Consider the following 24,810-nt stretch of genomic DNA (forward strand, 5'->3'; position numbering starts at 1 on the left):
GGCCTCAGCCGTACTGCTGCTCCAGGTCCCTGAGCTTGCGCTCCAGGGTGTCGAGCCGGGGCAGCGCCTGAGTGTCGTCCTCCGCCGTCAGATCCACGGTGGCGGGGGTCTGCGGCTCAGCGGTGTTCCGTACGGGCTGCAGCGAGGGCCGGCGGCGCAGGGGGAGCTGCTCCGGCGACGCCTCCGAAGGCGCTGAGAGCGCCGAGGGCGCCGCGGTCGTCGTACCGGGCGATATGGCAGGGTCCGCGCCGCCCGGCCCGGAGCCCGCCGAGGCCGTGACCGCCGGCACCTCCACCTGGCGCCCGCCGCCGCGCCCGGCGAAGGAGCGGTGACCACGGCTGAGCGCCCGCAGCTGCGCGCGCTCCAGCTTGCCGTGCTCGCGCCGCCGCATCCGGTCCTGCGCCTTCATGCGTTTGTCCTCGCGCACCTCGTCGACCGCCTCGTCCAGCGTGCGTACGTTCTCCAGGAGCATCAGCGACCAGGCGCAGTACGTCTCCCTGGGCGCGCGCAGCCACCGCACCATGCGGATCTGCGGCAACGGGCGCGGTACCAGGCCCTGTTCGCGCAGCGCCGCGCGGCGCGTCTGCTTCAGGGCGCGGTCGAAGAGCACCGCCGCCGACAGGGACATGCCCGCGAAGAAGTGCGGCGCGCCCGCGTGGTCCAGGCCCCTGGGCGCGTGCACCCAGTTGAACCAGGCGGCGGCCCCCGCGAACGTCCATACGAGTATCCGCGAGCCGAGCGCGGCGTCGCCGTGGCTGGCCTCGCGCACCGCGAGCACCGAGCAGAACATCGCCGCGCCGTCGAGCCCGAACGGGACGAGGTACTCCCAGCCGCCGGTCAGGTTCAGGTTCTGCCGGCCGAAGCCGACCAGGCCGTGGAAGGAGAGCGCGGCGGCGACGGCGGCGCAGCAGAACAGCAGCACGTACGAGGCGGAGCCGTAGACGGCCTCCTTGCGCCTGCGCCGCTCCTCGCTGCGCTCCCACGACTCGTCGCTGGACAGGGCGCCCTTCTTCGCGTGCTCCCCGGAGCGCTTGCCGCGCGCGAGCACCGCAACCGCCGCCAGCAGGCCCAGGAGCAGCACGGCGCCCGGAAGCAGCCAGTCGAGCGATATGTCGGTCAGTCTCATCTGGGTCCCTTGCAGAGCGGTAGGGCGTTTTCGGGCGCCATATTGGCCCAGCCGCCCGACCCCGCAGGGGGTTTCGGGACAAGAGAACGCCATTGGAGTGCAAGGGGGCGTGAAAAAGAGCCGTACGCTCGAACTCTCGCTCCAGAAACGGAAGTCGAGTTCGATTTACGTCACTCGTGCGGGTGGTTCAGGATGCGCTGGACGCCGTGAGGCGGGCGATGCGGTCCGCGTCGCAGGTACGCGGGCACGTCACGCAGGTGTCCTCGGGCCGCAGCGTGTAGAAGAAGCAGCAGCTCGCACGGTCGCGGGTCGGCAGGGACTCGCCGTCCGGACCCGTCAGCTCGCGGAAGCCCGGCTTCCCGACGTACGGCTTGGTCGTGCCCGGCAGCAGCTCCTCCAGCTCGGCCATCGCGCGGCGCTCCTCGCCGAACAGGTGGCCGACGTACCAGAGGCCCTCGACGATCTCGTCCGTGACCATGCCCCACAGTGCGCGCGGCCCGCGCCGCATGCGCGGCCCGAACCCGGTGAGGACCGGCTGCAGGTGCTCGGCGACGGCCGCCCGCAGCTCGGCGCGGAGCGCCTCCTCGTCCGGCACGACGTGCGCGCCGGGCAGGTCCGCCGCCGGGTCGCCCGGCAGACAGGCGAAATCGGTGACGCGTACGGCCATCCGGCCCAACGCCCGCTGGAGCGAGACGTCGGTGGCGGGGAAGCGCGGCACCCGGCGGTGCAGGAACCAGGGCACCGTGATGAGCAGGCAGGCGGGCCACGCGTAGCGGTGCAGGCCGAAGCTGGCGACCACGTCGGGGCGGGCCTTCTGCCCGTAGTCCTTGAGCACCTGCTCGTCGTCCCACGCGAGGAACGCGTCGAGCGCCGCCCCGCCCTCGGCCAGCTGTGCCGCGCCGACCCAGCCGGTCTCGCCGGGCAGCGCCCGGCCCGGACCGAACTCGTCGACACGCAGGCTGGGGAACACCTCGGAGAGGCGGTCGTACGCGGCCGTGACCGCGCTCTGGGTCGCGGCAGGCGCAGGGGTGACGAGGGGCATGCGGAGACCACCGAATCACGAGCGTTTGCAGGTAAGCCTTACCTTACCGGACGAGCGCGGGGTTTGAACTGTGAGCCGGGCCGCCTATCGTTCCTGGTTGAGTTGGGTACAAACGGCCGAATACGGCCGGGAACGGCGGCGAAGGGGATGACCGGGTGAACCAGGGCGGAGAGCAGGCCGAAGCGCGTCCGGCACGCGGCTCCGCGTCGGCCCTCACGGTCCCCGGACAGCGCTCGGCGCCGCCGCGGGCCGCGGTGCGCGGCACGGTCGAGCGGACCTCGGTGCGCCGCCAGGTGCTCGACGCGTTGCGCTCCGCGCTCCTCTCCGGTGAGCTCGCGCCCGGCGAGGTCTACTCCGCGCCCGCGCTCGGCGAACGGTTCGGCGTGTCGGCGACGCCCGTGCGCGAGGCGATGCAGCAGCTCGCGCAGGAGGGCGCCGTCGAGGTCGTCCCGAACCGCGGCTTCCGGGTCGCGGAACGCTCCGCGCGGGAACGGGCCGAGCTGAGCGAGGTGCGCGGGCTCATCGAGGCCCCCGTCGTCCTCCGCCTCGCCCGCACCCTCCCCGCCGACCGCTGGGCGTCGCTGCGCCCCGCCGCCGAGGCCACGGTCGCGGCTGCCGCCTGCGGGGAGCTGGCGCTCTACGTGGACGCCGACCGGGCCTTCCACCGGGCCCTGCTGTCCCTGGCCGGGAACGAGCAGCTGGTACGCATCGCGGACGATCTGCGGCGCCGGATGGTGTGGGCGGGGTGCGACCTGCGGGCGGACGCGGCTCAGCATGTGGCTCTGCTGGACGCGCTGGAGGAGCAGGACCTGGCGGGCGCGGAACATCTGGTGCGGCGGCACCTGGGCTAGGCCACGGGGCTCCGCCCCGGCCCCGGCTCCTCGAACGCCGGAGGGGCTGGAATCACCGAGCCCCTGCGGCGATCGAGCAGCGGATGTCCGGGGCGGAGCCCCGTGGCCCGTACCGCGCGCGGTACGGCTGAACGGTTCAAGCGGCCGCGGGCAACGCCCCGGCCAACCACGTGGGCACACCCCCGAGCAACCGGAACAACCGCCCGGCCTCCGCACGGAGCCGCGCGGAAACCTCCGGCTCCGGCTCGGCCTCGGCCAAAGACACCAGCGCCGGGGCGGTCCCCACCAGAAAGCCCAGTTCCTCCCGGAGCCGGAGCGACTCGGCGAACCCGTGCCGGGCCTCCGCCAGCTCCCCCTCCCGCAGCGAGAGCCCGGCCAGCTGCCGCCAGGTGAAGGAGACGAGGAGCGCGTCACCGCGGGCCGTGGCCCCCGCGTGGGCCCGCCGGTACGCGGCCCGGGCGGCTTGGGGCGAATCGGCCAGGTTCTCGGCCATCAGCCCGCGCCGGAAGTCGAGCAGCGCCCGCGCCCCCGCCCCGGGCGCGATGAGCGCGGCGGCGCGGCCGAACGCCGAGCGGGCCTCGTCGACCCGGTCCCGGACTCTCAACAACGTAGCGGCGTAAGCGAGTTGGCCGCGCTCGCAAGCAGCCGCGCCGCGCTCCTCGTCGGTATGGGCGACAGCCTCCGCGGCGCGCAGCGCGTCCTCCGCCTCGGCCCATCCCTGCTCCGTGTAGAGGCACCGCTCGCCGAGGAGCGCCGCGCGCTGGAGCGCGGCGGCGGGGTCGGCCGCGTGCCGGTCGAGCAGCGCGGCCGCGTCGGCCCAGCAGCCGCGTGAGCGCAGCCGCCATACCGCGGTCTGGAGTGGATCGTCCCCTGCGTTCGTTCCCTGACCAGACATGGCGGTATGCGCCACGTTGCCCTCCCCGAGCACGTCATCGAGCCGAGTTGTCGTGGGGCATCTCAGCACGGATCACGGCACCCGGCATAGAGGGTGGGTGAAAAATTTCACAAAGGGATGGGGTTCCGGATCCGACGGCGAACCGTTACTGCGAGGTGACGGCGCCGGGATCGCGTCAGCTCATGCGCAGGGCCAGGAAGAAGTCCAACTTGTCCTCCAGGCGCGAGAGATCACGGTTCGTCAGCTGCTCGATGCGTCCGACGCGGTAACGCAACGTGTTGACGTGCAGGTGGAGCCGGGCCGCGCACCGGGTCCACGAACCGTCGCAGTCGAGGAACGCCTCCAGGGTCGGGATCAGCTCCGCGCGGTGCTTGCGGTCGTACTCGCGCAGCGGGTCCAGGAGGCGGGCGGTGAAGGCGCGGCGCACGTCGTCCGGGACGAACGGAAGCAGCAGCACGTGCGAGGCCAGCTCCTGGTGGCCCGCCGCGCAGACCCGGCCCGTGCGGGCGGCGGCCACCCGGCGGGCGTGCCGGGCCTCCTCCAGGGCGCCGCGCAGCCCCTCCGCCGAGTGCACGGCCGCGCTGACGCCGATGGTCAGGCGCCCGTCGTCGGAGAGCCCCGCCGCCAGCGGGTCCCGGACGGCCGCGAGGAGCGAGTCCGCGATGAGGCCCTGCTCGGAGCCGTCGTGCTCGGTGGAGACCGCGGGGAGCGGGACGAGCGCCACGGCCTCGTCGCCGGTGTGCGCGACCGCGATCCGGTCGGACGGCTCGGAACCGGCCGCCAGCGGGTCGACCAGGATCTCCTCGAGGAGCGACTGGGCGACCGGGCCGCCCTCGATCTCCCCGCCCTCCCACTCGACGCGGGCCACGACGACCTGCCAGTGCGGGGCCGCGCCCAACCCGGGAAGCAGCACCGGGGCCGTCACGCGCAGACGGGCGGCGATCTCGGCCGGGGCCGCGCCCGACTGGACCAGCTCCAGGACCTCCTGGGCGAGCCGGCGGCGTACCGTACGGGCCGCGTCGCGCCGGTCGCGCTCCACCGAGATCAGCTGGGTGACGCCCTGGAGCAGGTCGAGCCGCTCCTCGGGCCAGTCGCTCGCGTCGGCCTCCACGGCGAGCAGCCAGTCGGAGAGGACCGTCTCGCGCACGTCGCGCGAAGCCATCACCGCGTTTCGGCCACCCGAGCGAATTCCGAAGACCGAGTACGTCGTGTTGTCGATCGTGACGCGGTGCGGGGCGCGGCGCCCCGAGCGGACGGCGGCGAGGTGCTCGGCGGCCAGGCGGGCGCAGACGCCGGCGGGCAGCTCGGGCCCGCTCGCGCTCGACCCGGCGATGGCGCGGCCGGCGGGGGAGAGGACCCAGGCGCGCAGGTCCAGGTCGCTGCCGAGCAGGTCCAGGACGACGTCGGGGCCGCCGCCCGCCGGGCCCGACGTCATCAGGCGCCGGTGCCGGTCCACGACCGCCGCCAGATCACCCGCGCGCTCGCCGGAGACCTGCCGTACGACGTGCTCGGTGATGGTCGCGAACGCCACCGACTCGTTGACCGCGAACAGCGGCAGGCGGTGGCGGGCGCACGCCTCCACCAGGTCCTCGGGGACCGCGCCCAGCTCGGCCTCACCGGCCGCGAGCGCCGCGACGCCCGCCGTGGACAGGAGCCGTACGAACGGCTCGGAATCGGCCTCGTCCCGGCGCCACGCCAGGCCCGTGAGGACCAGCTCACCTCCGGACAGATAGCGGCTGGGGTCCCGCAGGTCCGTGGTCATCACGCCGCGGACCGTGCGGTCCAGCTCGTCCTCGCCGCCGAGGAGCCTGAGGCCCAGCGCGTCCGTGTCCAGCAATGCGCGCAGCCGCATGTCTTCGTCGCCGCCGATCTGTCTCGAACTGTTTCTTGGGTTTCTGAAGGAAAACGAAGAGGTTACTGATGTCTTCCGTTCATACGAATCTACAAGACACCCGCGTTGGTCAGCCAACTCCTTCATGGTTTCCGTGACTGACCCTGGCGGAGCACAGGGCGGTGTACTGAGCCCACTCCACGTGAACAGCACATGAACGAGCCCTCGTGATCCGCACATCCGTGGCTCGAAGTGATCGAACGAACCACGAACGACGAAGAAGAGAGCCGCTCATGGACTTCCTTCGCCCCGCCAGCTGGGAGGAGGCGCTCGCCGCCAAGGCCGAGCACCCCACCGCTGTGCCGATCGCGGGTGGCACCGATGTGATGGTCGAGATCAACTTCGACCACCGTCGGCCCGAGTACCTCCTCGACCTCAACCGCATCGGTGAGCTGAACGAGTGGGAGACCGGCGCGGGGGACACGGTGCGGCTCGGCGCCTCCGTCCCCTACACCGCGATCATGGAGAACCTGCGCACCGAACTGCCCGGCCTGGCGCTCGCCTCCCACACGGTCGCCTCGCCGCAGATCCGCAACCGCGGCGGCGTCGGCGGCAACCTCGGCACCGCCTCGCCGGCCGGTGACGCCCACCCCGCGCTGCTCGCCGCCGACTGCGAGGTCGAGGTCGAGTCCGTACGCGGGTCACGGCGCATCCCGATCGACGAGTTCTACACCGGCGTGAAGCGCAACGCGCTCGCCGCGGACGAACTGATCCGCGCCGTCCACATCAAGAAGGCCGACGGGCCGCAGCAGTACTCCAAGGTCGGCACCCGCAACGCCATGGTGATCGCCGTGTGCGCCTTCGGCCTCGCCGTCCACCCGGAGACCCGGACCGTGCGCACCGGCATCGGCTCGGCCGCGCCGACCCCGATCCGCGCCAAGGAGGCCGAGCAGTTCCTCGACGCCGCGCTGGAGGAGGGCGGGTTCTGGGACAACGGCAAGATCATCACTCCGTCGGTCGCCAAGCAGTTCGCGGACCTGTGCGCCGCCGCCTGCAACCCGATCGACGACGTGCGCGGCACCGCCTCGTACCGCCGCCACGCGGTGGGCATCATGGCCCGCCGCACGCTGACCTGGGCCTGGGAGTCGTACCGCGGCACCGCCGCCACCACGGAGGGAGTCGCGTAATGCGCGTCAATTTCACGGTCAACGGCCGTAAGCAGGAAGCCGACGACGTGTGGGAGGGCGAGTCCCTGCTGTACGTCCTGCGCGAGCGCATGGGCCTGCCCGGCTCGAAGAACGCCTGCGAGCAGGGCGAATGCGGTTCCTGCACCGTGCGGCTCGACGGCGTGCCGGTGTGTTCGTGCCTGGTCGCGGCCGGACAGGTCGAGGGCCGCGAGGTCGTCACCGTCGAGGGCCTCGCCGACTTCGCGAAGAACCGCGCGTGCGGCGGCCACGAAGGCGGCGGCCACGAAGGCGCCGGCCACGAAGGTGCCGGTCTCGGGCTGTCCCTTCAGGACGCGCAGGGCTGGCAGGCGGGCGAGGGCACCGACTCGCAGACCGGCGAAGGCACGGAACTCGCCCCGATCCAGCAGGCGTTCATCGACGCGGGCGCCGTCCAGTGCGGTTTCTGCACCCCGGGTCTCCTGGTCGCCGCCGACGAGATGCTGGAGCGCACCCCGAACCCGTCCGACGCGGACATCCGCGAGGCCCTCTCCGGCAACCTGTGCCGCTGCACGGGCTACGAGAAGATCATGGACGCGGTACGGCTCGCCGCCGCGCGCCAGTCCGCGCCTGTTTCCGGTCAGGGGGTCTGACGAAGATGGCCGACACACGTACCACCGGCATCCCGTTCAACGTCACGCAGCGCTCCCGGACCAAGGGCGGCATCGGCGAGTCCACGCTCCGCCCGGACGGCACCCTCAAGGTCACCGGCGAGTTCGCGTACTCCTCCGACATGTGGCACGAGGACATGCTGTGGGGCCAGATCCTGCGCTCCCCGGTCGCCCACGCCGAGATCGTCTCCATCGACACCGGCGAGGCGCTCGCCACGCCCGGCGTCTACGCGGTCCTCACCTACGACGACCTGCCGACCGACGTGAAGAACTACGGCCTGGAGATCCAGGACACCCCGGTCCTCGCGCACGGCAAGGTCCGCCACCACGGCGAGCCGGTCGCGCTGGTCGCCGCCGACCACCCGGAGACCGCGCGCCGCGCCGCCGCCAAGATCAAGGTCGACTACCGCGAGCTGCCCGTCATCACCGACGAGGCGTCCGCGACCGCGCCGGACGCGATCCTCGTCCACGAGAACCGCGACGACCACCACATCGGCCACGTCCCGCACCCGAACATCGTGCACCGCCAGCCGATCGTGCGCGGCAACGTCGAAGAGGCCCGTAAGCGCGCGGACTTCATCGTCGAGGGCGACTACTACTTCGGCATGCAGGACCAGGCGTTCCTCGGCCCCGAGTCGGGCCTCGCGGTACCGGCCGAGGACGGCGGCGTGGACCTCTACGTCGCCACCCAGTGGCTGCACTCCGACCTCAAGCAGATCGCCCCGGTCCTCGGCCTGCCCGAGGACAAGGTGCGGATGACGCTCTCCGGCGTCGGCGGCGCGTTCGGCGGCCGCGAGGACCTGTCGATGCAGATCCACGCCTGCCTGCTCGCGCTGCGTACGGGTAAGCCCGTCAAGATCGTCTACAACCGGTTCGAGTCGTTCTTCGGCCACGTCCACCGCCACCCCGCCAAGCTGCACTACGAGCACGGGGCGACCAAGGACGGCAAGATCACGCACATGACGTGCCGGATCGTGCTCGACGGCGGCGCCTACGCCTCCGCGTCCCCGGCCGTGGTCGGCAACGCCTCGTCCCTCTCCGTCGGCCCGTACGTGATCGACGACGTCGACATCGAGGCCATCGCGCTCTACTCCAACAACCCGCCCTGCGGCGCCATGCGCGGCTTCGGCGCGGTGCAGGCGTGCTTCGCCTACGAGGCGCAGATGGACAAGCTCGCCGACGAGGTCGGCATGGACCGGGTCGCGTTCCGGCAGCTCAACGCCATGGAGCAGGGCACGCTCATGCCCACGGGGCAGCCGGTCGACTCACCGGCCCCGGTCGCCGAACTCCTGCGCCGCATCAAGGCGATGCCCATGCCGCCCGAGCGCCAGTGGGAGTCCAGCGAGGGCGCCGACGTGCGCCAGCTGCCCGGCGGTCTCTCCAACACCACGCACGGCGAAGGCGTCGTACGCGGCGTCGGCTACGCGGTCGGCATCAAGAACGTCGGCTTCTCCGAGGGCTTCGACGACTACTCCACCGCCAGGGTGCGCATGGAGGTCGTGGGCGGCGAGCCCGTCGTCACCGTGCACACCGCCATGGCGGAGGTCGGCCAGGGCGGCATCACCGTCCACGCGCAGATCGCCCGTACGGAGCTGGGCGTCACCCAGGTCACCATCCAGCCCGCCGACACGCAGGTGGGCTCGGCGGGATCGACCTCCGCTTCCCGCCAGACCTACGTCACCGGCGGCGCCGTGAAGAACGCCTGCGAGCTGGTGCGCGAGAAGGTCCTGGAGATCGGGCGCCGCAAGATGGGCACCTACCACCCGGCGTGGGCGACGGCCGAGCTGCTGCTCGAAGGCGGCAAGGTCGTCACCGACGGCGGCGAGGTACTCGGCGACCTCGTCGACATCCTCGAAGGCGAGGCCGTGGAGGTCGAGGAGGAGTGGCGCCACCGCCCCACCGAACCCTTCGACCTGCGTACGGGCCAGGGCAACGGGCACGTGCAGTACTCGTTCGCCGCGCACCGCGCCGTCGTCGAGGTCGACACCGAACTCGGCCTGGTCAAGGTCATCGAACTGGCCTGCGCCCAGGACGTCGGCAAGGCGCTCAACCCGCTCTCCGTGATCGGCCAGATCCAGGGCGGCACCATCCAGGGCCTGGGCATCGCCGTGATGGAGGAGATCGTCGTCGACCCGAAGACGGCGAAGGTCAGGAACCCCTCCTTCACCGACTACCTGCTCCCCACCATCCTCGACACGCCGACCATCCCGGTCGACGTGCTCGAACTCGCCGACGAGCACGCCCCGTACGGGCTGCGCGGCATCGGCGAGGCCCCGACCCTGTCGTCCACCCCGGCCGTCCTCGCGGCGATCCGGAACGCGACGGGTCTTGAGCTCGACCGGACCCCGGTCCGGCCCGAGCACCTCACGGGCACGGCCGCGTCCGCGTAGCCGTCGTTCCGGCAGTACCCGGGGGGACGTCGTCCCGACGCCGTCCCCCCGTTCCTTAGTTGCGTCCGTCTCGGGCCGTCCCCCGGGTCGTGCAGCCATCCCAAATCCCGCACGCGCACGAGCAGTTCGCGGGTGCCCCTTTGAACCTTGGGAAACGAGGCACCATGACCCAGCAGTCCGTGGAGCCCAAGACCGCCGCCGACGACGCGGGCGCGGGTTCGCGCCAGCCCGCCGGCAGATCTTGGCTCGACCGGTACTTCCACATCTCCGACCGGGGATCCACCGTCGCACGCGAAGTGCGCGGCGGCGTCACGACCTTCATGGCCATGGCGTACATCCTCCTGCTCAACCCCCTGATCCTGTCCGGCAAGGACGCCGCCGGTGACACCCTCGGCCAGAAGGCCCTGATCACCGCGACCGCCTTCGCCGCCGCGTTCACCACGCTCCTGATGGGCTTCGTCGGCAAGGTCCCGCTCGCCCTCGCCGCGGGGCTCTCCGTCTCCGGTGTGATCTCCTCGCAGGTCGCCCCCACGATGACCTGGCCGCAGGCCATGGGCATGTGCGTGATGTACGGCGTCGTGATCATGCTGCTCGTCGTCACCGGGCTGCGCGAGATGATCATGAACGCGATACCGCTCGCGCTCAAGCACGGCATCACCATGGGCATCGGCCTGTTCATCGCGCTGATCGGCCTCTACAAGTCCGGCTTCGTGCACATGGGCAAGGCGACGCCGCTGACGCTCGGCCCGGCGGGCGAACTGGCCGGCTGGCCGGTGCTGCTCTTCGCGGGCACGCTGCTGCTGATCTTCATGCTGCAGGCGCGGAACACGCCGGGCGCGATCCTGATCGGGATCATCACCGGCACGGTCGTCGCGATGATCCTCAACGCGCTCGACGTGATCGACCCCGAGCAGTGGGCCAACGGCGCTCCGGAGCTGCCCGGCAACGTGGTCTCCTCGCCCGACTTCTCGCTCTTCGGCCACGTCGAGTTCGGCGGCTGGGGCGAGGTCGGCGCGATGACCGTCGGCATGATCGTCTTCACGCTCGTGCTCGCCGGGTTCTTCGACGCGATGGCCACCATCATCGGCGTCGGGACGGAGGCCGAGCTGGCCGACGACAAGGGGCGGATGCCGGGGCTTTCCAAGGCGCTGTTCATCGATGGCGCGGGCGGTGCGATCGGCGGCGTGGCCGGCGGCTCGGGCCAGACGGTCTTCGTCGAATCGGCGACGGGTGTGGGCGAGGGAGCCCGTACGGGCCTGGCCTCGGCTGTGACGGGTCTGTTCTTCGCCGCCTGCCTGTTCTTCACGCCGGTCACCGCGATCGTCCCGCAGGAGGTCGCGTCCGCCGCGCTCGTCGTCATCGGCGCCATGATGATGATGAACGCCCGGCACGTCGACTGGGCCGACCGTGCCACCGCGATCCCGGTCTTCCTGACCGTGGTCCTGATGCCCTTCACGTACACCATCACCACCGGTGTCGCCGCGGGCGTCGTCTCCTGGGTCGCCATCAAGATCGCCCAGGGCAAGGCGCGGGAGATCGGGGCCTTCATGTGGGGCCTGACAGTGATCTTCCTCGTGTACTTCGCGCTGAACCCGATCGAGAGCTGGATGGGCGTCCACTGAGGCGCCGCCTTGTCTCTCGTTTCCCTTAACCGCTAAGGAGACCGATCCCATGCTGGACATCGCCGAAGAGCTCAACCGGTGGGTCGAGCAGGGGCGCGACTTCGCCGTCGCCACCGTGGTGGCCGTCGGCGGCAGCGCGCCCCGGCAGCCGGGCGCGGCGCTGGCCGTCGACCGCGAGGGCACGGCGATCGGGTCGGTCTCCGGCGGATGCGTGGAGGGAGCGGTGTACGAGCTGTGCCGCGAGGCGCTCGAGAGCGGCACGTCCGTCCTCGAACGCTTCGGCTACAGCGACGACGACGCCTTCGCCGTGGGTCTCACCTGCGGCGGCGTCATCGACATCCTGGTCACGCCGGTACGGGTCCGGGACGGGGCCGTACGGGGTGTACTCGCGGCCGCGCTGGCCGCTGCCGCGGTGGGGGAGGCGGCGGCGGTGGCCCGGGTGGTGTCGGGTCCGGCGGATCTGATGGGGCGTGCGCTGCTGGTCCGGGCGGACGGCTCGGCGGAGGGCGGATTCGGCGCCCACCCCGAGCTGGACCGCACGGTGGCGGGGGAGGCGCGGGCGTATCTCGACGCGGGCCGCACCGCGACCCTGGAGATCGGCGAGCAGGGCTCGCGCTGCGGAGCACCGCTCACGCTGCTGGTCGAATCGTCCGTTCCCGCCCCTCGGATGATCGTGTTCGGGGCGATCGACTTCGCGTCGGCGCTGGTGCGGATGGGTAAGTTCCTGGGGTATCGGGTGACGGTGTGCGACGCGCGGCCCGTCTTCGCGACGGCGGCGCGCTTCCCGGACGCGGACGAGATCGTGGTCGAGTGGCCGCACGATTACCTGGCCCGTACGGATGTGGACGCCCGCACAGTGCTCTGCGTCCTCACCCACGACGCCAAGTTCGACGTGCCGCTGCTGCGACTGGCTCTGCGCCTGCCTGTCGCGTACGTGGGCGCGATGGGCTCCCGCCGCACCCACCTGGACCGCGAGGCGCGGCTCCGGGAGGTGGGCGTGACGGAACTGGAACTGGCGCGTCTGCGATCGCCGATCGGCCTCGATCTCGGTGCGCGGACGCCGGAGGAAGTGGCGGTCTCGATCGCCTCGGAGATCGTGGCGCACCGGCGGGGCGGCAGCGGAGCCTCCCTGACCGGGGCGCATACTCCGATCCACCACGAGACGGGGCCGCGGCCGTCCCGAAGGATCGGTTCAGTGGCGTAGGGCTCCGCCCGTGCGTGGCTGTGTGCGGGGTACGTCGTAGCCGCTCGCGCAGCTCCCCGCGCCCCTTCCCAACGGGGTTCGGCTGCGGGCCGGTGGGGGCTGGTCGCGCAGTTCCCCGCGCCCCTTCCCGATGGGGGTTCGGCTGCGGGCCGGTGGGGGCTGATCGCGCAGTTCCCCGCGCCCCCGAAGGCTGCGGCTGCGCCGCACCTCACAACGAGCACGCGCCGCGTCCCATCGCGCGGGCCCGCGCCAGATACCGCCCCAGAGAGGGCCATGGGGCATACCGCCCTTTTGCGGGCCACCCCAGTCACCGCCCCTGAGACAGCGCACGAAGTGCGCATCTCCAGGGGCGCGGGGAACTGCGCGACCAGCCACGACGAGGCCCGTACTCGGTCACGCCGCGACACCCTTACGGCGCCCATCCGTCAGCCCCCACCAGGGCCCCCGGCAAGTCGCACGCAGTGCGCACTTCAGGGGCGCGGGGAACTGCGCGACCCGCCACGACGCGCGCCGCGCTCGACGGTATCCCCGACCCCGACGGCGTTCATCGGCAACTACCGCCCCGCGCAACCCCCTTGACGCCCCGCCCCGCATCCCCGACGCTCCTTTGGGAGCGCTCCCAGACACGATCGCCGCTTCGTGACCCGACTCAGGAGTGAACCCGTGCGAGGTCCCCTCAGACGTGCCGTGACCGCTGTCGCGGGCGCAACGCTTGCGCTGTCCGCGACGGCCCTGGGCAACCCCGTTGCCGCCGTGGCCGAACAGCCCCGTTCAGCACCCGACCGGCTCTACACCCCCACCCCCAACCCCGACGCCGCAGCCCAGATCCGCGACCTGGTCAAAGCGGGCCGGTACCGGGACGCGGCCCGCGTCACCGCCCTGGTCGCGACCCCGCAAGCCGTCTGGTTCGACAGCCAGAGCCCGGCCGAGGTCGAGACCCGGGTCAGGGACGTGGTCGGGAAAGCGAGCCGCACCCACGCCCTCCCCGTACTCGCCCTCTACAACATCCCGGGCCGCGACTGCTCCAACTACTCCGCGGGCGGCGCCGCGAACACCGCCGAGTACAAGGAATGGGTGGACGCCGTCGGCCGTGGCATCGGCAGCCGCGACGCCCTCGTCGTCCTGGAGCCCGACGCCCTCGCCCTGCTCCCCGCCGACTGCGGTCAGGACGACGCCGAGGGGACGAAGACCGCCGCCCGGTACACGGAGGTCAACTACGCCGTCGACACGCTGGAACCACTGCGCGGAACCCGCGTCTACCTCGACACCGGCCACCCGAACTGGCACGCCGTCAGCTCGATCGTCCCCCGCCTCCTCAAGGGCGGCGTCCACCACGCCTCCGGCTTCTACACCAACGCCTCCAACTACCAGACGGACGACGCCAACAGCTGGTACGGGAAGCTGATCTCCTCCTGCATCGCCTACGTCGACCGCGGCGGTGACGCCGCCGAGTGCCCGCACCAGTCCGCGCCCCGCGCCGAGACCCAGGCCTGGCTCGACACCCATGTCCAGGTCCCCGCGAGCCGGATGACGCACTTCGTCACCGACTCCTCCCGCAACGGGCGGGGCCCGTGGACCCCGCCCCCGGGCAAGTACACCGACGCCCAGGACTGGTGCAACCCGCCGGACCGCGGCGCGGGCGCACGCCCGACGCTGCGGACCGGCGACCCGTTGCAGGACGCCCGCCTGTGGATCAAGACGCCGGGCGAGTCGGACGGGCTCTGCCTGCGCGGGACCGAGGGCCCGCAGGACCCGGAGCGCGGGACGGTCGACCCCGCCGCGGGGCAGTGGTTCCCGCAGCAGGCCCTCGAACTGGCCCGGTACGCCAACCCGCCGCTCCTGTAGCCCCGGTCACTCCGAAGGCGAAGACGGCAGCTTCAGCGTCTCGAACGCCTCCTGTTCGGCGAGCGACCGCAGGAAGGGGCCCGCGTCGAACGCCTCGGCCGGGCTGTACACCCCGGCCTTGCGCGGCCCCTCGCCGCCGGTGAGCCGGAGCACGGCCTCCACGGAGACCAGTGCTCCGGCCCGCCAGATGTCCCGGCCGCGGACATGCGCGTTGTGCCCGCCGCCACCGGCCCGCACCACCTGCACGGCGACCGTGAACTCCGTACGGGCCCGCTCCTCGGGGCTCGCGTCGACGCTGCTGAAGATCTGCTCCTCCTCGAACGTCGACGCCGTGAGCTGCACCTCGACGGCCCGCGCGGGAACGTGCCGGGGCACGGTCACGACCTCCCCGGACGGGAACGGCACGATCGTGGTGCGCGGCCCGACCGGCGGCGGGAACGGGTACACGGCGTTGCGGACCTCGACCGGCCCGACGCGCTGCGCCCCGTCCACGTACGAGACGCGGTCGATCTCCCCGATGAGGAGGTTCGCGGTGTTCACCGCCCCCTGCGTCATCCGCCACCCGGAGACGGCGTAGCCGACGGTGACCTTCTCGATGCCCTCCCCGGCGGGGAGGCCCGCCGCGGCGGCCGAGGCGAGCAGGTCGCCGAGCCCGCCGTAGAAGCTCATCTGGGGGATGAGGACGGCCCCGGTGCGCTCGGCGGTGGACTGGAACGTGTCGAAGAGGTGCTTGACGGGGTGCGGTTCGATGGCGTGGTCGACGTACGGGATCCCGGCCTCGGCCGCGGCCTCGGCGACCGGCGCGCCCGTCGTCGTGTAGGGGCCCGCGCAGTGGTTGACGGCGTCGGCGCGCTCGGCGAGGCGGCGCAGGGCGGTGGTGTCGTCGAGGGGTGCCACGTGGACGGTGACGCGGTCGGGGGTGGCGAGCTCGGCGGCCAGGGCCCGCAGGCCCGGCTCACCGCGCCCGGCGAGGATCACGTCCTGCCCGCGGGCGAGGAGTTCGGCGGTGACGAGGCGTCCGGTGTGTCCCGTGGCGCCGTAGACGGCTATGGCCATGAGGAGCTCACTTCCGTACGGAGGAGTGCGACGACCAAGTGGGACAAGATACAACTCATCGGCGTTGGCGACGAGTTGTCCCGTGCCGCCGAGTTGTCCGGTGCCGCCGAGTTGCCCGGTCGATGTCGTCGGTCCGGTCAACTCCCCTTCTTGAGAAGCCCTTTGATCGTCCAGGTGAACATCAGGCGGCCCGCCAGGGCCAGTACGGGGTCGGCGAGCGCGGGCACCCCGCGTACGTGCAGCTCCTCGCGCCACTCGACGACCGAGGCGTCGGCGCCCAGCGCCCGTACCTCGATCTCGGCCCAGCCCTTGACGATCCGGCCGCGCTTGACGAGCCGGCAGCGGCGCGGCGGCTGCCACGCGACGACCTCCATCGGATCGTCGAAGCCGATCCGGTCCGTCCCGGTGCGCGCCACGAACAGGGTGCCCGCCGCGGTCGGCGGGGGAGTGGTCACGGTGACACGGGTGAGCGGCACGACCGCGCCGTGCTGCTCCCAGTCGGTCAGGCGCTGCCAGGCCTCGGCGGCGGGCAGCGGGGTCTCTCGGACGATACGGACATGGGCCATGCCGCGACCGTAGGCCCCGCCGCACCGCACCGCCGGATGCCACGCGGCCGACGGGGGTCCGAAGACGGCTCGAAGCGGCTCGAGGACAGCTCGAAGACGGGCCGGCTCTCAGGGCCGGTAGATCTTGCCCGGCTCCGCCTTGCCCGGTGCGAGGAGCTGCGGCACGGTCACGAACACGTAGCCCTTCTGCTTGAGTGTGTCGATGATGCCGGGGACGGCCGGGACCGTGCCCTTGTAGATGTCGTGCAGCAGGATGATGCTGTCGCGCTTCGTCGCCTCGACGGCGCGCTTCTGGATCAGGGCCGAGTCCGTGGTCGTGTAGTCCTTCGTCGTCACGTCCCACAGGATCTGGGCGAGCCCCTCCTCCTTGGCCAACTCGCTGACGTGGTCGTTCGTGCGGCCCTGGGGCGGGCGCATCAGCGTGGGGCGCTTGCCGGTCAGCTTCTCCACGGCGTCGTCGGTGCGCTTGAACTCCGCGCGTATCCGGGCGTCGTCGATCTTCGTGAGGATCTTGTGGTCCCACGTGTGACTGGCCAGCTCGTGGCCCTCCCTGGCCATGCGCCTGACCAGGTCCGGGTGGTCGGCGATGTGGTTCTTGCCGAGAAGGAAGAACGTCGCCGGGACCTTCCTGTCCTTCAGGATGTCCAGGAGTCTCGGGCTGTTCTCGCTGGGGCCCGCGTCGAAAGTGAGCGCGACGCACTTGGCCTTGCGGCAGTCGACGGTGCCGAACTGGCCGGCCGCTTGCGCGCCGCCCGTCTTCGCGTCGCCGGAGCCGGCCGCGGCCTTGCGGGCACCGCTCGGGCTGGTCGTGTCGAACTGCGTACAGCCGCTCAGGCCGAGCGAGAGGGCCCCGGCGGCCGCCAGGGCGGCGACCGCGCGGAACCCTCGTCGCGTTTTCGTCATCTTCACAAGTGCTGCAGGCATGTGATCACTATACATACGGTGTATACACCGTATGTATAGCTATCTGAGCTGCGGTTTTACTGACCCTCTCCTATCGGCCTGCCTCCCGGTAAGCGGTGCGCAGCTTGGCCAGCGCCCCCGCGTGGTCGCCGCTGAGGGACAGGTGCTCCGCCTCCGCGAACGGCTTGGCCCACGCCGCTGTGATCTTGTCGCCCGCCTTCTGCTGGACGGCCAGCCGCGCCTTCTCGACCAGCGCGCGCCCGGCGTCGCCGCCCGCCTTCCTGGCGGGCGTCGTCAGCCCGTACCCGTACGGGAACTGCGGGTCGTAGGCCGCGTCACCCACGTTGATCGGGAGCTGCGCCTGCGACTTCGGCCACGTCACCGGAAGCTGTCCGGTGAAGGGGAGCTTGCCGTAGAGCACGTCGGCGACGCCGTCGCCCTCGGTGCCGGGCAGCCAGGACGCGACGAGCCCGTCGACGGCGCCCGGCCGGTCGCCCAGCAGGTCGCCGATGAGCTGCGGACGCCCGGAGACCACCAGCACGACACACTTCATGGCGCCGCACACCTTCTGCACGGCTGCCTTGTCGGCGGCGGTCAGCTCCAGGTCGTTGCCGTTGCCGACGTCGCCGATGCCCTCCGCGTACGGGGTCTCGCCGACGACGACCACGCCCACGTCGTACCCGGACGTCGGCGCCGACGCGTCCTTCGAGTAGTCGATCACCGCGCTCGGGGACGCCTTGCGCATCGCCTGGAGGATGGTGGTGCCGTCCGTGTGCGTGCCGGACTGGCCCTGCCAGGTGATGGTCCAGCCGCCGGTCTGGTTGCCGAGGTCGTCGGCGTTCGAACCGGCGACGTAGACCTTCTGCGACTTCTTCAGCGGCAGGACGTTCCCGGAGTTCCGCAGCAGTACCTGCGACTCGGCGGCGGCCTGCCGGGCGACGGCGCGGTGCGCGGCGGAGCCGAAGTCCTTGATGCGGGACGTGTCGGCGTACGGCTTCTCGAACAGGCCCAGCCTGAACTTCTGGGTCAGGATGCGGGCGACCGCGTCGTCCACGCGCGCGTGGCTGATGCGCCCGGCCGTGACCTCGCCGAGCAGTGTCGACTCGAAGTCCGCGTAGGCGTTCGGCACCATGATCATGTCGAGGCCCGCGTTGATCGACGTACGGACGTCGGAGGCGTAGTCGCCCGGGATCTGGTCGATGCCCGCGTAGTCGCTGATGACGAAGCCCTCGAAGCCGAGCTTGCCCTTCAGCTCGCCGTTGATCATCGCGGCGTCGGCGTGCATCTTCACCGGGCCCTCGTCGTCACCGAGGATGTCGAGCGACGAGTACGACGGCATGACCGTGCCGACGCCCCGCTTCACGGCCTCGCCGAACGGGGCGAGGTGCACGGCCTCCAGCTCCTGGCGCGTCACCTTCGTGATGCCCTGGTCGATCGTGTACGTGCCCGTGGTCGACGAGCCGTACTCGGTGCCGCCGTCGCCGACGAAGTGCTTGGCGGTGGCGAGCACCTTGTCGTTCCGGTCCAGGTCACGGCCGTCGGCGCGGCCCTGGAAGCCCTGGACCACCGTCTCCATGGACTTCACGAGCGCCGGGTCCTCGCCGAACGACTCGTAGGAGCGGCCCCAGCGCTCGTCGCGCGTCACGCACAGGCAGGGCGCGAAGTCCCACGGGACGCCGGTCGCGCGCACCTCGGCGGCGGTCACCGCGCCGGTCTTCTCGGCGAGGCCGGGGTTGCGGGTGGCGCCGATGCCGATGTTGTGCGGCATGACGGTCGCGCCGACCACGTTGTTGTGGCCGTGCACCGCGTCCACGCCGTAGATCAACGGGATCTGGAACCGCGTCGCCTGCGCCCGCAGCTGATAGCCGTCGATCATCTTGGCCCAGCCCTCGGGCGTGTTCGGCGTCGGGACCGAACCGCCGCCGGAGAGCAGGGAGCCCAGGTTGTACCCGGCGATGTCGTCCGGGGACTTCAGCGCGGCTCGCTCGGCCTGCGTCATCTGACCGACTTTCTCCTCCACGGACATCCGGGAGACGAGGTCGGCCACGCGCTTCTTCACGGGCAGCTTCGCGTCGAGGTAGGGCAGACCGTGGGCGTCGATGACGACCTGGGGGTTCTCGGCGGGCGCCTTGGCACCGGTGACGGTCAGCTTCAGCGGGATCGTCTCGGCGCTCTCGGCCCGGTCCCGGTCCTTGCCGGTCGAGACGGTGACCGTCCTCGACGCGCCGGAGGCGGTCCCGGCCGGGAAGGTGACCGTGCCACTGACGGGCCGGTAGTCCTTGCCGGGCTCGGCGGTGCCGCCCTCGCTCGCGTACGCGACGGTGACGTCGTCCTCGACGGGGACGTTGCCGGTGGTGGTGACGGAGAGCCTGACCTCGGCGGTGCCGCCCTCCTTCACCGGGTAGACGCCGGCGTCGGTGGTCACCTGCGCGCGCAGGGACTGATCGGCCTTCCCGTACAACTCGACGTCGTCGGCGGCGAATCGGCCTTTCGCCCCGGTCGGGAGAGTGACCGCGTAGCCCCACATCTCGTCGAGGCCGAGGACGTGGTCGATGCCGCCGACGGGCTGGTAGTCCGTGCGGTACTCGAACTGCGTGAACGGCAGCTCGACCTGGTGCCAGCCCTGCCAGTCGTCCGTGAACGACGTGGTCCACAGCTCGGACGCCTCGCCGTGCGCGCCGCCGTCCTTGATCTCGAAGCTGATCTTCTTGCCGGTGCCGGACGGCAGCGGCTCGGCGTTCTGGCCGTACCACCACAAGCGGATGCCCTTGGAGGCCGACCAGTCGTGGGCGGGCTGATCGGCGGCGTAGTCGTGGGTGAAGCCGCCGTAGGAGCTGATGTCGTACGACCCTTCGAGCACCTTGGCGCCCTCGGGCGCGTCCGCGCGTTCCTCCAGCGCGAGCGCGGGGTGGTCGTCGGCGTCGCCGCCCCACGTGAAGAGGCCCTCGGCGGGCTGGGCGGCGAAGGGGACCTCGCCCTCGAAGCGGTCCACTTGTACGGGGGCCGGGTCGTCCGCCGACGCCTGTCCGGCGGTGGTGAGCGGTAACAACCCGGCGGCGAGCGCGGAGACGGCGAGCAGAGCGGCCCGTCTTCTGCGGCCTGTCGTGCGAACAGTCGTATGTACGGGGTGACGCAAGATTCGCTCCCGATGATCCGTGACGGATGGTGGTGGTGGTGCATCGCGGAGTTCCTTAATTCAAGGGTTGAGTTAAAGCGGGGGTGGTGGGGGCGTCAAGGCTTCGGGACGTAAACGGAGCCGGGGGGCGCGAACAGCGGCATCGCGCCGATTGACAGGGCCGCCGCCGCCCCGGATCGTTTCCTGAGGTTGGAGCATCGGACGGCCGGGGGGAACCGCGATGAGATGGCCGGGGGACGAGAGAAGTGCTGAGCACCCGTCGTCGGGGGACGGGCGGTTCGGGCCGCCGCCCGATATGCCTGGACGCCCGGCGCCGGGCCGCGGGGCACCCGGTGACGCGGGGCCGCCGCCCGCCTGGATGCCGCCTCCGCCCCCGGTGCCGCCCGCGCCGCCGACGCCCCCGCCCGGCCCCGCCGACCCTCTGCGCGCCCTGACTGCCGGCCTGCTCAACCTCTCCGGGCTCGGGCTGGGGTACTTGTTGTCGGGGCGGCGGGCGCTCGCCGGGCTGTGCCTGGTGGCCACCGCCGCGCTGCTCGTCGTCGCCCTGCCCGCGGAGCCGGACGGGGTGCCCGGATGGGCGCTCGCCGGATATGCGGCGCTGCTGCTGATCGCGGCGGCGGACGGGGCGCGGCGCGGGCTGCGTCCACCGCGGCAGTCGACTCCGGCGCGGGTGCGGCCCGTTCTGGTGCTCGGCCTCGCCGTGGTCCTGCTCGCCGTGCCCGCCGGGGGAGCCGTCGCGTACGGGCAGCTGCGGGACGACGCCGTCGAGGAGATGCTGCTCGACCGGCTCGCCGCGGCCGACGCACTTGTCAAGGAGGCGTCCGGGAAGGACTTCGCCCAGGCGCTCCCCGGCTACCGCGCCGCCCTCGACCGCTACCGCTCCCTCACCGAGGACCACCCGGACTCCCGCGCCGCGCACCGCGTGCACGACAGCCTCGGCACCTACTACAGGACGGTCGCCGCGCCCTACGCCGAGGGCGACCACTGCGCGGCCGTCACCCCGCTCGAACACCTGCGGACCGTGCCGGACCGCATCGACCGCGACACGCTCGGAACCCTCGCCGCCTGGCCCGACAAGCCCCTCGCCGTCTCCCTCCTGGCCTGCGGCACCGGCAGGCTCGGCACGGCCGAGAGCGACGGCCGCGGCGGCGAACTCGGCGAACTCCTGCGTACGTTCCCGAAGTCCGAGCAGGCCGCCGGGGTGACCCCCGCCCTGCGCGCCGCCGTCGACAAGCGCGCCGCCGCCCTCTCCGGCGCCGAACCGTGCCGCGCCACCGACGAGCTGCGCCGCATCGGCGACACCGCGAAGGCGCTGCCGGAGCCCGCCCCCGCCCAGGTGCGGGGCTCCGTCGACCGGGCCGTGCGGGGCGGCGTCTACGCCTGCGGCATGGACCAGTTCAAGGACCGCGAGTTCGGCGCCGCCCGCAAGACGCTGGCCGACTTCTCGGCCACGTACAAGAGCGACCAGCGGAGCGCTCGCGCCCGGCAGGTCGCCATCGCCGCCGAGATCGCCGAGCAGCGCCCCTCCGCGGGGCTCCGGCTGCCGCCCGCCCACGCCCCCGGCGGCGCCCGGATGCAGATGGTGATCAGCAACGACGGGCCCGACCCCGTGGAGATCCTCTACACGGGCCCCGTCACGGGGCGCGTGACCGTCGGCGGCTGCGACGGGTGCTCGACGTACGCCAGCGAGGCCGCCGGCACCAGCAGGGCCTGCAAGGCGAGCGGCGAGAAGTACCCGCGGACGACGCTGCGGCTGCCGGCGGGGACGTACCACTTCCTGCACAAGCCGAACGGCGCGAGTGCCTCGGCGCGCAGCCGGGCGGCGGGCGGCGACATCCAGCCCGGGTACACGTACACGCAGTGCAGTTTCGTGGTGCGGAGCGGCCTCGGCGCGGGCCTCTGACCGGGGGCCCATTTTTCGGATGCCCGGTACCCGCATCGGACCGCGCGCATTGCCGGGCCCGGACGGCTGACCGTAGATTCGCGGGATTCCACACGGGGGCACGGGGAAGCGGGCGTGATCAGCCATGGGTCGCTGGGGCGGCGGAAGCGTGGGGCGTGGTGTGCCGGGGGCGGCCGGACCGGGCGGGCGGCGGCTCGGCACCGGCTGGCAACGGCCCGACCGGAAACCCCGCCCCCGGCGCCGCGACCCCGCGCCGCCGGGCGACCGGCCCGCACCTCCGCGTGCCGGTGACGCGGACGGCACCGAGGACCTCGCCGGCGGAACCGCCGAGGAGGCCGAGCCGGGCGTGCCGGTAGATTGATCGGTGCGCCGGCCGGTGGCAGAGCGCGCGGCGGTGGGGCCCGCAGCACCCGACCGCGGCATGCACGCCGCCAACGGTCCCTGCTTGCGACGATGTGCACCCGCGCCGATCTGCCGGTGCGGGTGTCCGGCGAGTAGGAGAGGTTCCGTTGAGCAAGTCGGAAGAGGCAGAGCCGACGGAGGTCCGCACGCCGGTGCGCGACGAGCCGCCCGTGCGCGACGAGCCCGTCGACCCGGACGCCGGGCCCGCCCCGCGCCCGCGACCCACCCGCGAACCGTGGCGCGGCCAGGGCCCCGTCATCGCCGTGGTCGCGCTCGGCGGCGCCCTCGGCGCCTCGGCCCGCTACGGGGCCTCGCTCCTCTGGCCGACGGCCACCGGCGCGTTCCCCTGGACGACCCTCGCGGTCAACGCGGTCGGCTGCGCCGTCATGGGCGTCTTCATGGTCGTGATCAGCGAGGTGCGGCCGACGCACCGGCTCGTCCGCCCGTTCTTCGGCACCGGCGTCCTCGGCGGCTTCACCACGTTCTCCACGTACGCGGTGGACATCAGGCAGCTGACCGACCTCGGCGAGGCGCGCACCGCGCTCGGCTATCTGGCCCTGACCCTGTGCGTCGCGCTCGCCGCCGTGGGGGCGGGCGCCGGACTGACCCGCCGCGTCGTCGCGGGAGGCGCCCGGTGAACTGGCTCCTCGTGATCGTCGGCGCCATGGTCGGCGCCCCCCTGCGCTACGCCACCGACCGCGCCGTGCGGGCCCGCCACGACACGGCGTTCCCCTGGGGGACGTTCACGGTGAACGTCGCGGGCTCCCTCGTCCTCGGTCTGGTCACCGGCGCGGCCGCCGCGGGCGCCGCCTCCTCCCAGCTCCAGCTCCTGCTCGGCACGGGCCTGTGCGGCGCCCTGACCACGTACTCCACGTTCTCGTACGAGACCCTGCGCCTCGCCGAGACGGGCGCCCGCTTCTACGCGGCGCTCAATGTGGCAGGCAGCGTCGCCGCCGGCCTGGGCGCCGCGTTCACGGGGGCGGCGCTGGCCCAGGCGCTCTGGGCCTGACCGCCCCAGGACCTCACGACCGGCTGGCGGTCCCGCACTCGTCGTCCTCGCTGTCGCGCATCCGCTTCTCCAGCGGGACGCTGCGGTCGTACGGGTCGACCAGCGGGCCGTCCGTCCGCTCACCGGGACCGAAGTCGGGTGTGAAGTAGCCGTTGTACGTGGGGGCGCACCCGGTGTTGGTGGTGTCCAGGCTGTTCTTCACGACGGAGAACGTGCCCGCCTCGGTGATGATTTTCCTCGGGTCGTCCCAGCTGACCACGTTCTCGCGGCGCACGATGACCCGCACCACGGCGTCGTCGCTGCCGCCGTCCGCGCGCACCACCGGGTACACGTACGTGACGTCGGCGGTCACCTTCAGCGCGCCCTTCTCCCCCTCCTCGTAGTACAACCGGCCGCGCACCTTCACGACGTCCCCGACGAGCCGCGCCTTCGACGTGTCGAAGCGGCTGAACAGCGTCAGCGGGTTGTACTTCTCGCTCGGCGTGGACAGGGAGGTGTTCAGCCTCTCCGTCTCCTCCGGCTGCTTCGGGTTGATGTACGCGATCGCCTTGTCGGGCCGTGCGCCGCGCAGCACCGCCGGGTCAAGGCTCGACGCCACGAGGAAGCTCTTGGTTTTTGCCAGCGCCTCGGCGACCTGCGTCCTGTTCATCCATCCGGTGGCGCGCGCCTCGGGCACCTCGATGCCGGCGGCACCGTCGGCCCAGTGCGCGGCGGGCGACCCCTTGAACGGCTGAGCCGTCGTGGCCTCCTCCTGTCCGCCCCGGTCGTCGGCGCCGGCGTCGCCACCGCCGGTCCAGTCCGGCAGCAGGTTCGGGTTCAGCGCCACGAACAGCGCGGCAAGGGCGACGACCAGCCCGACCACGTACCGGAGCCGCTTGCGCCGCCGGGGCGGAGTGTGGATCCGCCACCCCTCCGGCGGGCCGTCCTGCTCCCGGAGCCGCCGCGTCACCATACGGGCGCGCGCCGACGGCTCCTTGGGCGCGTCGGGCACGCCTTCCGCGGACTCCCGGAGGAAGCGCTCCCACTCCGCGTCCGACACGGACGAACTGTGCTGATCCCCACCCGAACTCACGTTGCGCTCCAGTCGCTCCGTACGCCTTCGATCCTGCTGGGCCTCCGCACCTCCCCTGGGCGGTCGCCGCCCAGCATGATCGCACAAGCGTTCCCGGTACGGGCCCGGTGCAGCTACCCGGAC

General features: G+C 72.3%; 20 protein-coding genes. 11 read left to right on the plus strand and 9 right to left on the minus strand.

Annotation, left to right across the window (positions count from 1 at the left end; genetic code table 11):
• Window positions 1-4: 4 nt before the first annotated feature.
• Together ACH4RC_RS01805 and ACH4RC_RS01810 are read right to left on the minus strand one after the other, a co-directional pair.
• Window positions 5-1,126: a DUF2637 domain-containing protein gene (locus tag ACH4RC_RS01805; protein WP_398193794.1), complete on the minus strand. Its 1,122-nt coding sequence runs from the start codon at window positions 1,124-1,126 to the stop codon at window positions 5-7.
• Window positions 1,127-1,313: 187 nt separating this feature from the next.
• Complete coding sequence (locus ACH4RC_RS01810) at window positions 1,314-2,168, minus strand: (2Fe-2S)-binding protein (protein ID WP_398193797.1); 855 nt, start codon at window positions 2,166-2,168, stop codon at window positions 1,314-1,316.
• A gap of 155 nt (window positions 2,169-2,323) precedes the next feature.
• On the opposite strand from ACH4RC_RS01810, the gene ACH4RC_RS01815 reads away from it, so the two are divergent.
• Window positions 2,324-3,019: a GntR family transcriptional regulator gene (locus ACH4RC_RS01815; RefSeq protein ID WP_398193800.1), complete on the plus strand. Its 696-nt coding sequence runs from the start codon at window positions 2,324-2,326 to the stop codon at window positions 3,017-3,019.
• 136 nt (window positions 3,020-3,155) lie between these two features.
• Here ACH4RC_RS01815 and ACH4RC_RS01820 read toward each other — a convergent pair whose 3' ends face one another.
• Together ACH4RC_RS01820 and ACH4RC_RS01825 are read right to left on the minus strand one after the other, a co-directional pair.
• A complete protein-coding gene (locus ACH4RC_RS01820; RefSeq protein WP_398193803.1) occupies window positions 3,156-3,929 on the minus strand; it encodes a hypothetical protein in 774 nt (257 codons plus the stop codon).
• Between the two features lie 160 nt (window positions 3,930-4,089).
• The gene (locus ACH4RC_RS01825; RefSeq protein ID WP_398193806.1) at window positions 4,090-5,766 is read right to left on the minus strand and encodes a PucR family transcriptional regulator; all 1,677 of its coding nucleotides are present in this window, start codon (window positions 5,764-5,766) and stop codon (window positions 4,090-4,092) included.
• A 272-nt stretch (window positions 5,767-6,038) separates the two neighbouring features.
• On the opposite strand from ACH4RC_RS01825, the gene ACH4RC_RS01830 reads away from it, so the two are divergent.
• The 6 genes from ACH4RC_RS01830 (at window position 6,039) to ACH4RC_RS01855 (ending at window position 14,640) form a co-directional block, all read left to right on the plus strand.
• Window positions 6,039-6,932 carry an FAD binding domain-containing protein gene (locus tag ACH4RC_RS01830; protein WP_398193809.1) on the plus strand — a complete coding sequence of 298 codons (894 nt, stop codon included), beginning with the start codon at window positions 6,039-6,041 and terminating at the stop codon, window positions 6,930-6,932.
• Window positions 6,932-7,561: a (2Fe-2S)-binding protein gene (locus ACH4RC_RS01835; protein ID WP_398193811.1), complete on the plus strand. Its 630-nt coding sequence runs from the start codon at window positions 6,932-6,934 to the stop codon at window positions 7,559-7,561. Before ACH4RC_RS01830 ends, ACH4RC_RS01835 begins: the two co-directional genes overlap by 1 nt.
• Window positions 7,562-7,566: 5 nt before the next feature.
• Complete coding sequence (locus ACH4RC_RS01840; protein WP_398193814.1) at window positions 7,567-9,969, plus strand: xanthine dehydrogenase family protein molybdopterin-binding subunit; 2,403 nt, start codon at window positions 7,567-7,569, stop codon at window positions 9,967-9,969.
• A gap of 164 nt (window positions 9,970-10,133) precedes the next feature.
• A complete protein-coding gene (locus ACH4RC_RS01845; protein ID WP_398193816.1) occupies window positions 10,134-11,591 on the plus strand; it encodes an NCS2 family permease in 1,458 nt (485 codons plus the stop codon).
• A gap of 49 nt (window positions 11,592-11,640) precedes the next feature.
• The gene (locus tag ACH4RC_RS01850; protein WP_398193819.1) at window positions 11,641-12,795 is read left to right on the plus strand and encodes an XdhC family protein; all 1,155 of its coding nucleotides are present in this window, start codon (window positions 11,641-11,643) and stop codon (window positions 12,793-12,795) included.
• A gap of 687 nt (window positions 12,796-13,482) precedes the next feature.
• Window positions 13,483-14,640 (plus strand): glycoside hydrolase family 6 protein, encoded by a 1,158-nt coding sequence (locus ACH4RC_RS01855; protein WP_398193822.1) that lies wholly within the window; start codon window positions 13,483-13,485, stop codon window positions 14,638-14,640.
• 6 nt (window positions 14,641-14,646) lie between these two features.
• On the opposite strand, the gene ACH4RC_RS01860 is transcribed toward ACH4RC_RS01855, so the two are convergent.
• The 4 genes from ACH4RC_RS01860 to ACH4RC_RS01875 all read right to left on the minus strand — a co-directional run bounded on the left by ACH4RC_RS01860 (window position 14,647) and on the right by ACH4RC_RS01875 (window position 20,301).
• On the minus strand, window positions 14,647-15,696 hold the full coding sequence (locus ACH4RC_RS01860) for a saccharopine dehydrogenase NADP-binding domain-containing protein (RefSeq protein ID WP_398193825.1): 1,050 nt from the start codon (window positions 15,694-15,696) through the stop codon (window positions 14,647-14,649).
• Between the two features lie 137 nt (window positions 15,697-15,833).
• On the minus strand, window positions 15,834-16,262 hold the full coding sequence (locus tag ACH4RC_RS01865; protein ID WP_398193828.1) for an SRPBCC family protein: 429 nt from the start codon (window positions 16,260-16,262) through the stop codon (window positions 15,834-15,836).
• A gap of 108 nt (window positions 16,263-16,370) precedes the next feature.
• Window positions 16,371-17,165 carry a polysaccharide deacetylase family protein gene (locus ACH4RC_RS01870; protein WP_398195641.1) on the minus strand — a complete coding sequence of 265 codons (795 nt, stop codon included), beginning with the start codon at window positions 17,163-17,165 and terminating at the stop codon, window positions 16,371-16,373.
• Window positions 17,166-17,256: 91 nt separating this feature from the next.
• Entirely contained in the window at window positions 17,257-20,301 is a 3,045-nt protein-coding gene (locus tag ACH4RC_RS01875; protein WP_398193831.1) for a glycoside hydrolase family 3 N-terminal domain-containing protein, read from the minus strand.
• 358 nt (window positions 20,302-20,659) lie between these two features.
• On the opposite strand from ACH4RC_RS01875, the gene ACH4RC_RS01880 reads away from it, so the two are divergent.
• The 4 genes from ACH4RC_RS01880 (at window position 20,660) to crcB (ACH4RC_RS01895) (ending at window position 23,615) form a co-directional block, all read left to right on the plus strand.
• Window positions 20,660-22,204, plus strand: coding sequence for a hypothetical protein (locus ACH4RC_RS01880; RefSeq protein ID WP_398193834.1), 1,545 nt, complete (start codon window positions 20,660-20,662; stop codon window positions 22,202-22,204).
• 148 nt (window positions 22,205-22,352) lie between these two features.
• On the plus strand, window positions 22,353-22,565 hold the full coding sequence (locus ACH4RC_RS01885; protein ID WP_398193837.1) for a hypothetical protein: 213 nt from the start codon (window positions 22,353-22,355) through the stop codon (window positions 22,563-22,565).
• 211 nt (window positions 22,566-22,776) lie between these two features.
• Window positions 22,777-23,244 carry a fluoride efflux transporter CrcB gene (gene crcB / locus ACH4RC_RS01890; protein ID WP_398195644.1) on the plus strand — a complete coding sequence of 156 codons (468 nt, stop codon included), beginning with the start codon at window positions 22,777-22,779 and terminating at the stop codon, window positions 23,242-23,244.
• Entirely contained in the window at window positions 23,241-23,615 is a 375-nt protein-coding gene (crcB, locus tag ACH4RC_RS01895) for a fluoride efflux transporter CrcB (RefSeq protein ID WP_398193839.1), read from the plus strand. Before crcB (ACH4RC_RS01890) ends, crcB (ACH4RC_RS01895) begins: the two co-directional genes overlap by 4 nt.
• Before the next feature lie 13 nt (window positions 23,616-23,628).
• Here crcB (ACH4RC_RS01895) and ACH4RC_RS01900 read toward each other — a convergent pair whose 3' ends face one another.
• Entirely contained in the window at window positions 23,629-24,687 is a 1,059-nt protein-coding gene (locus tag ACH4RC_RS01900; RefSeq protein WP_398193841.1) for a hypothetical protein, read from the minus strand.
• Between the last annotated feature and the right edge of the window lie 123 nt (window positions 24,688-24,810).

The sequence above is a fragment of the Streptomyces sp. NPDC016845 genome (genome assembly GCF_044332585.1).
Classification (GTDB): Bacteria; Actinomycetota; Actinomycetes; order Streptomycetales; family Streptomycetaceae; genus Streptomyces.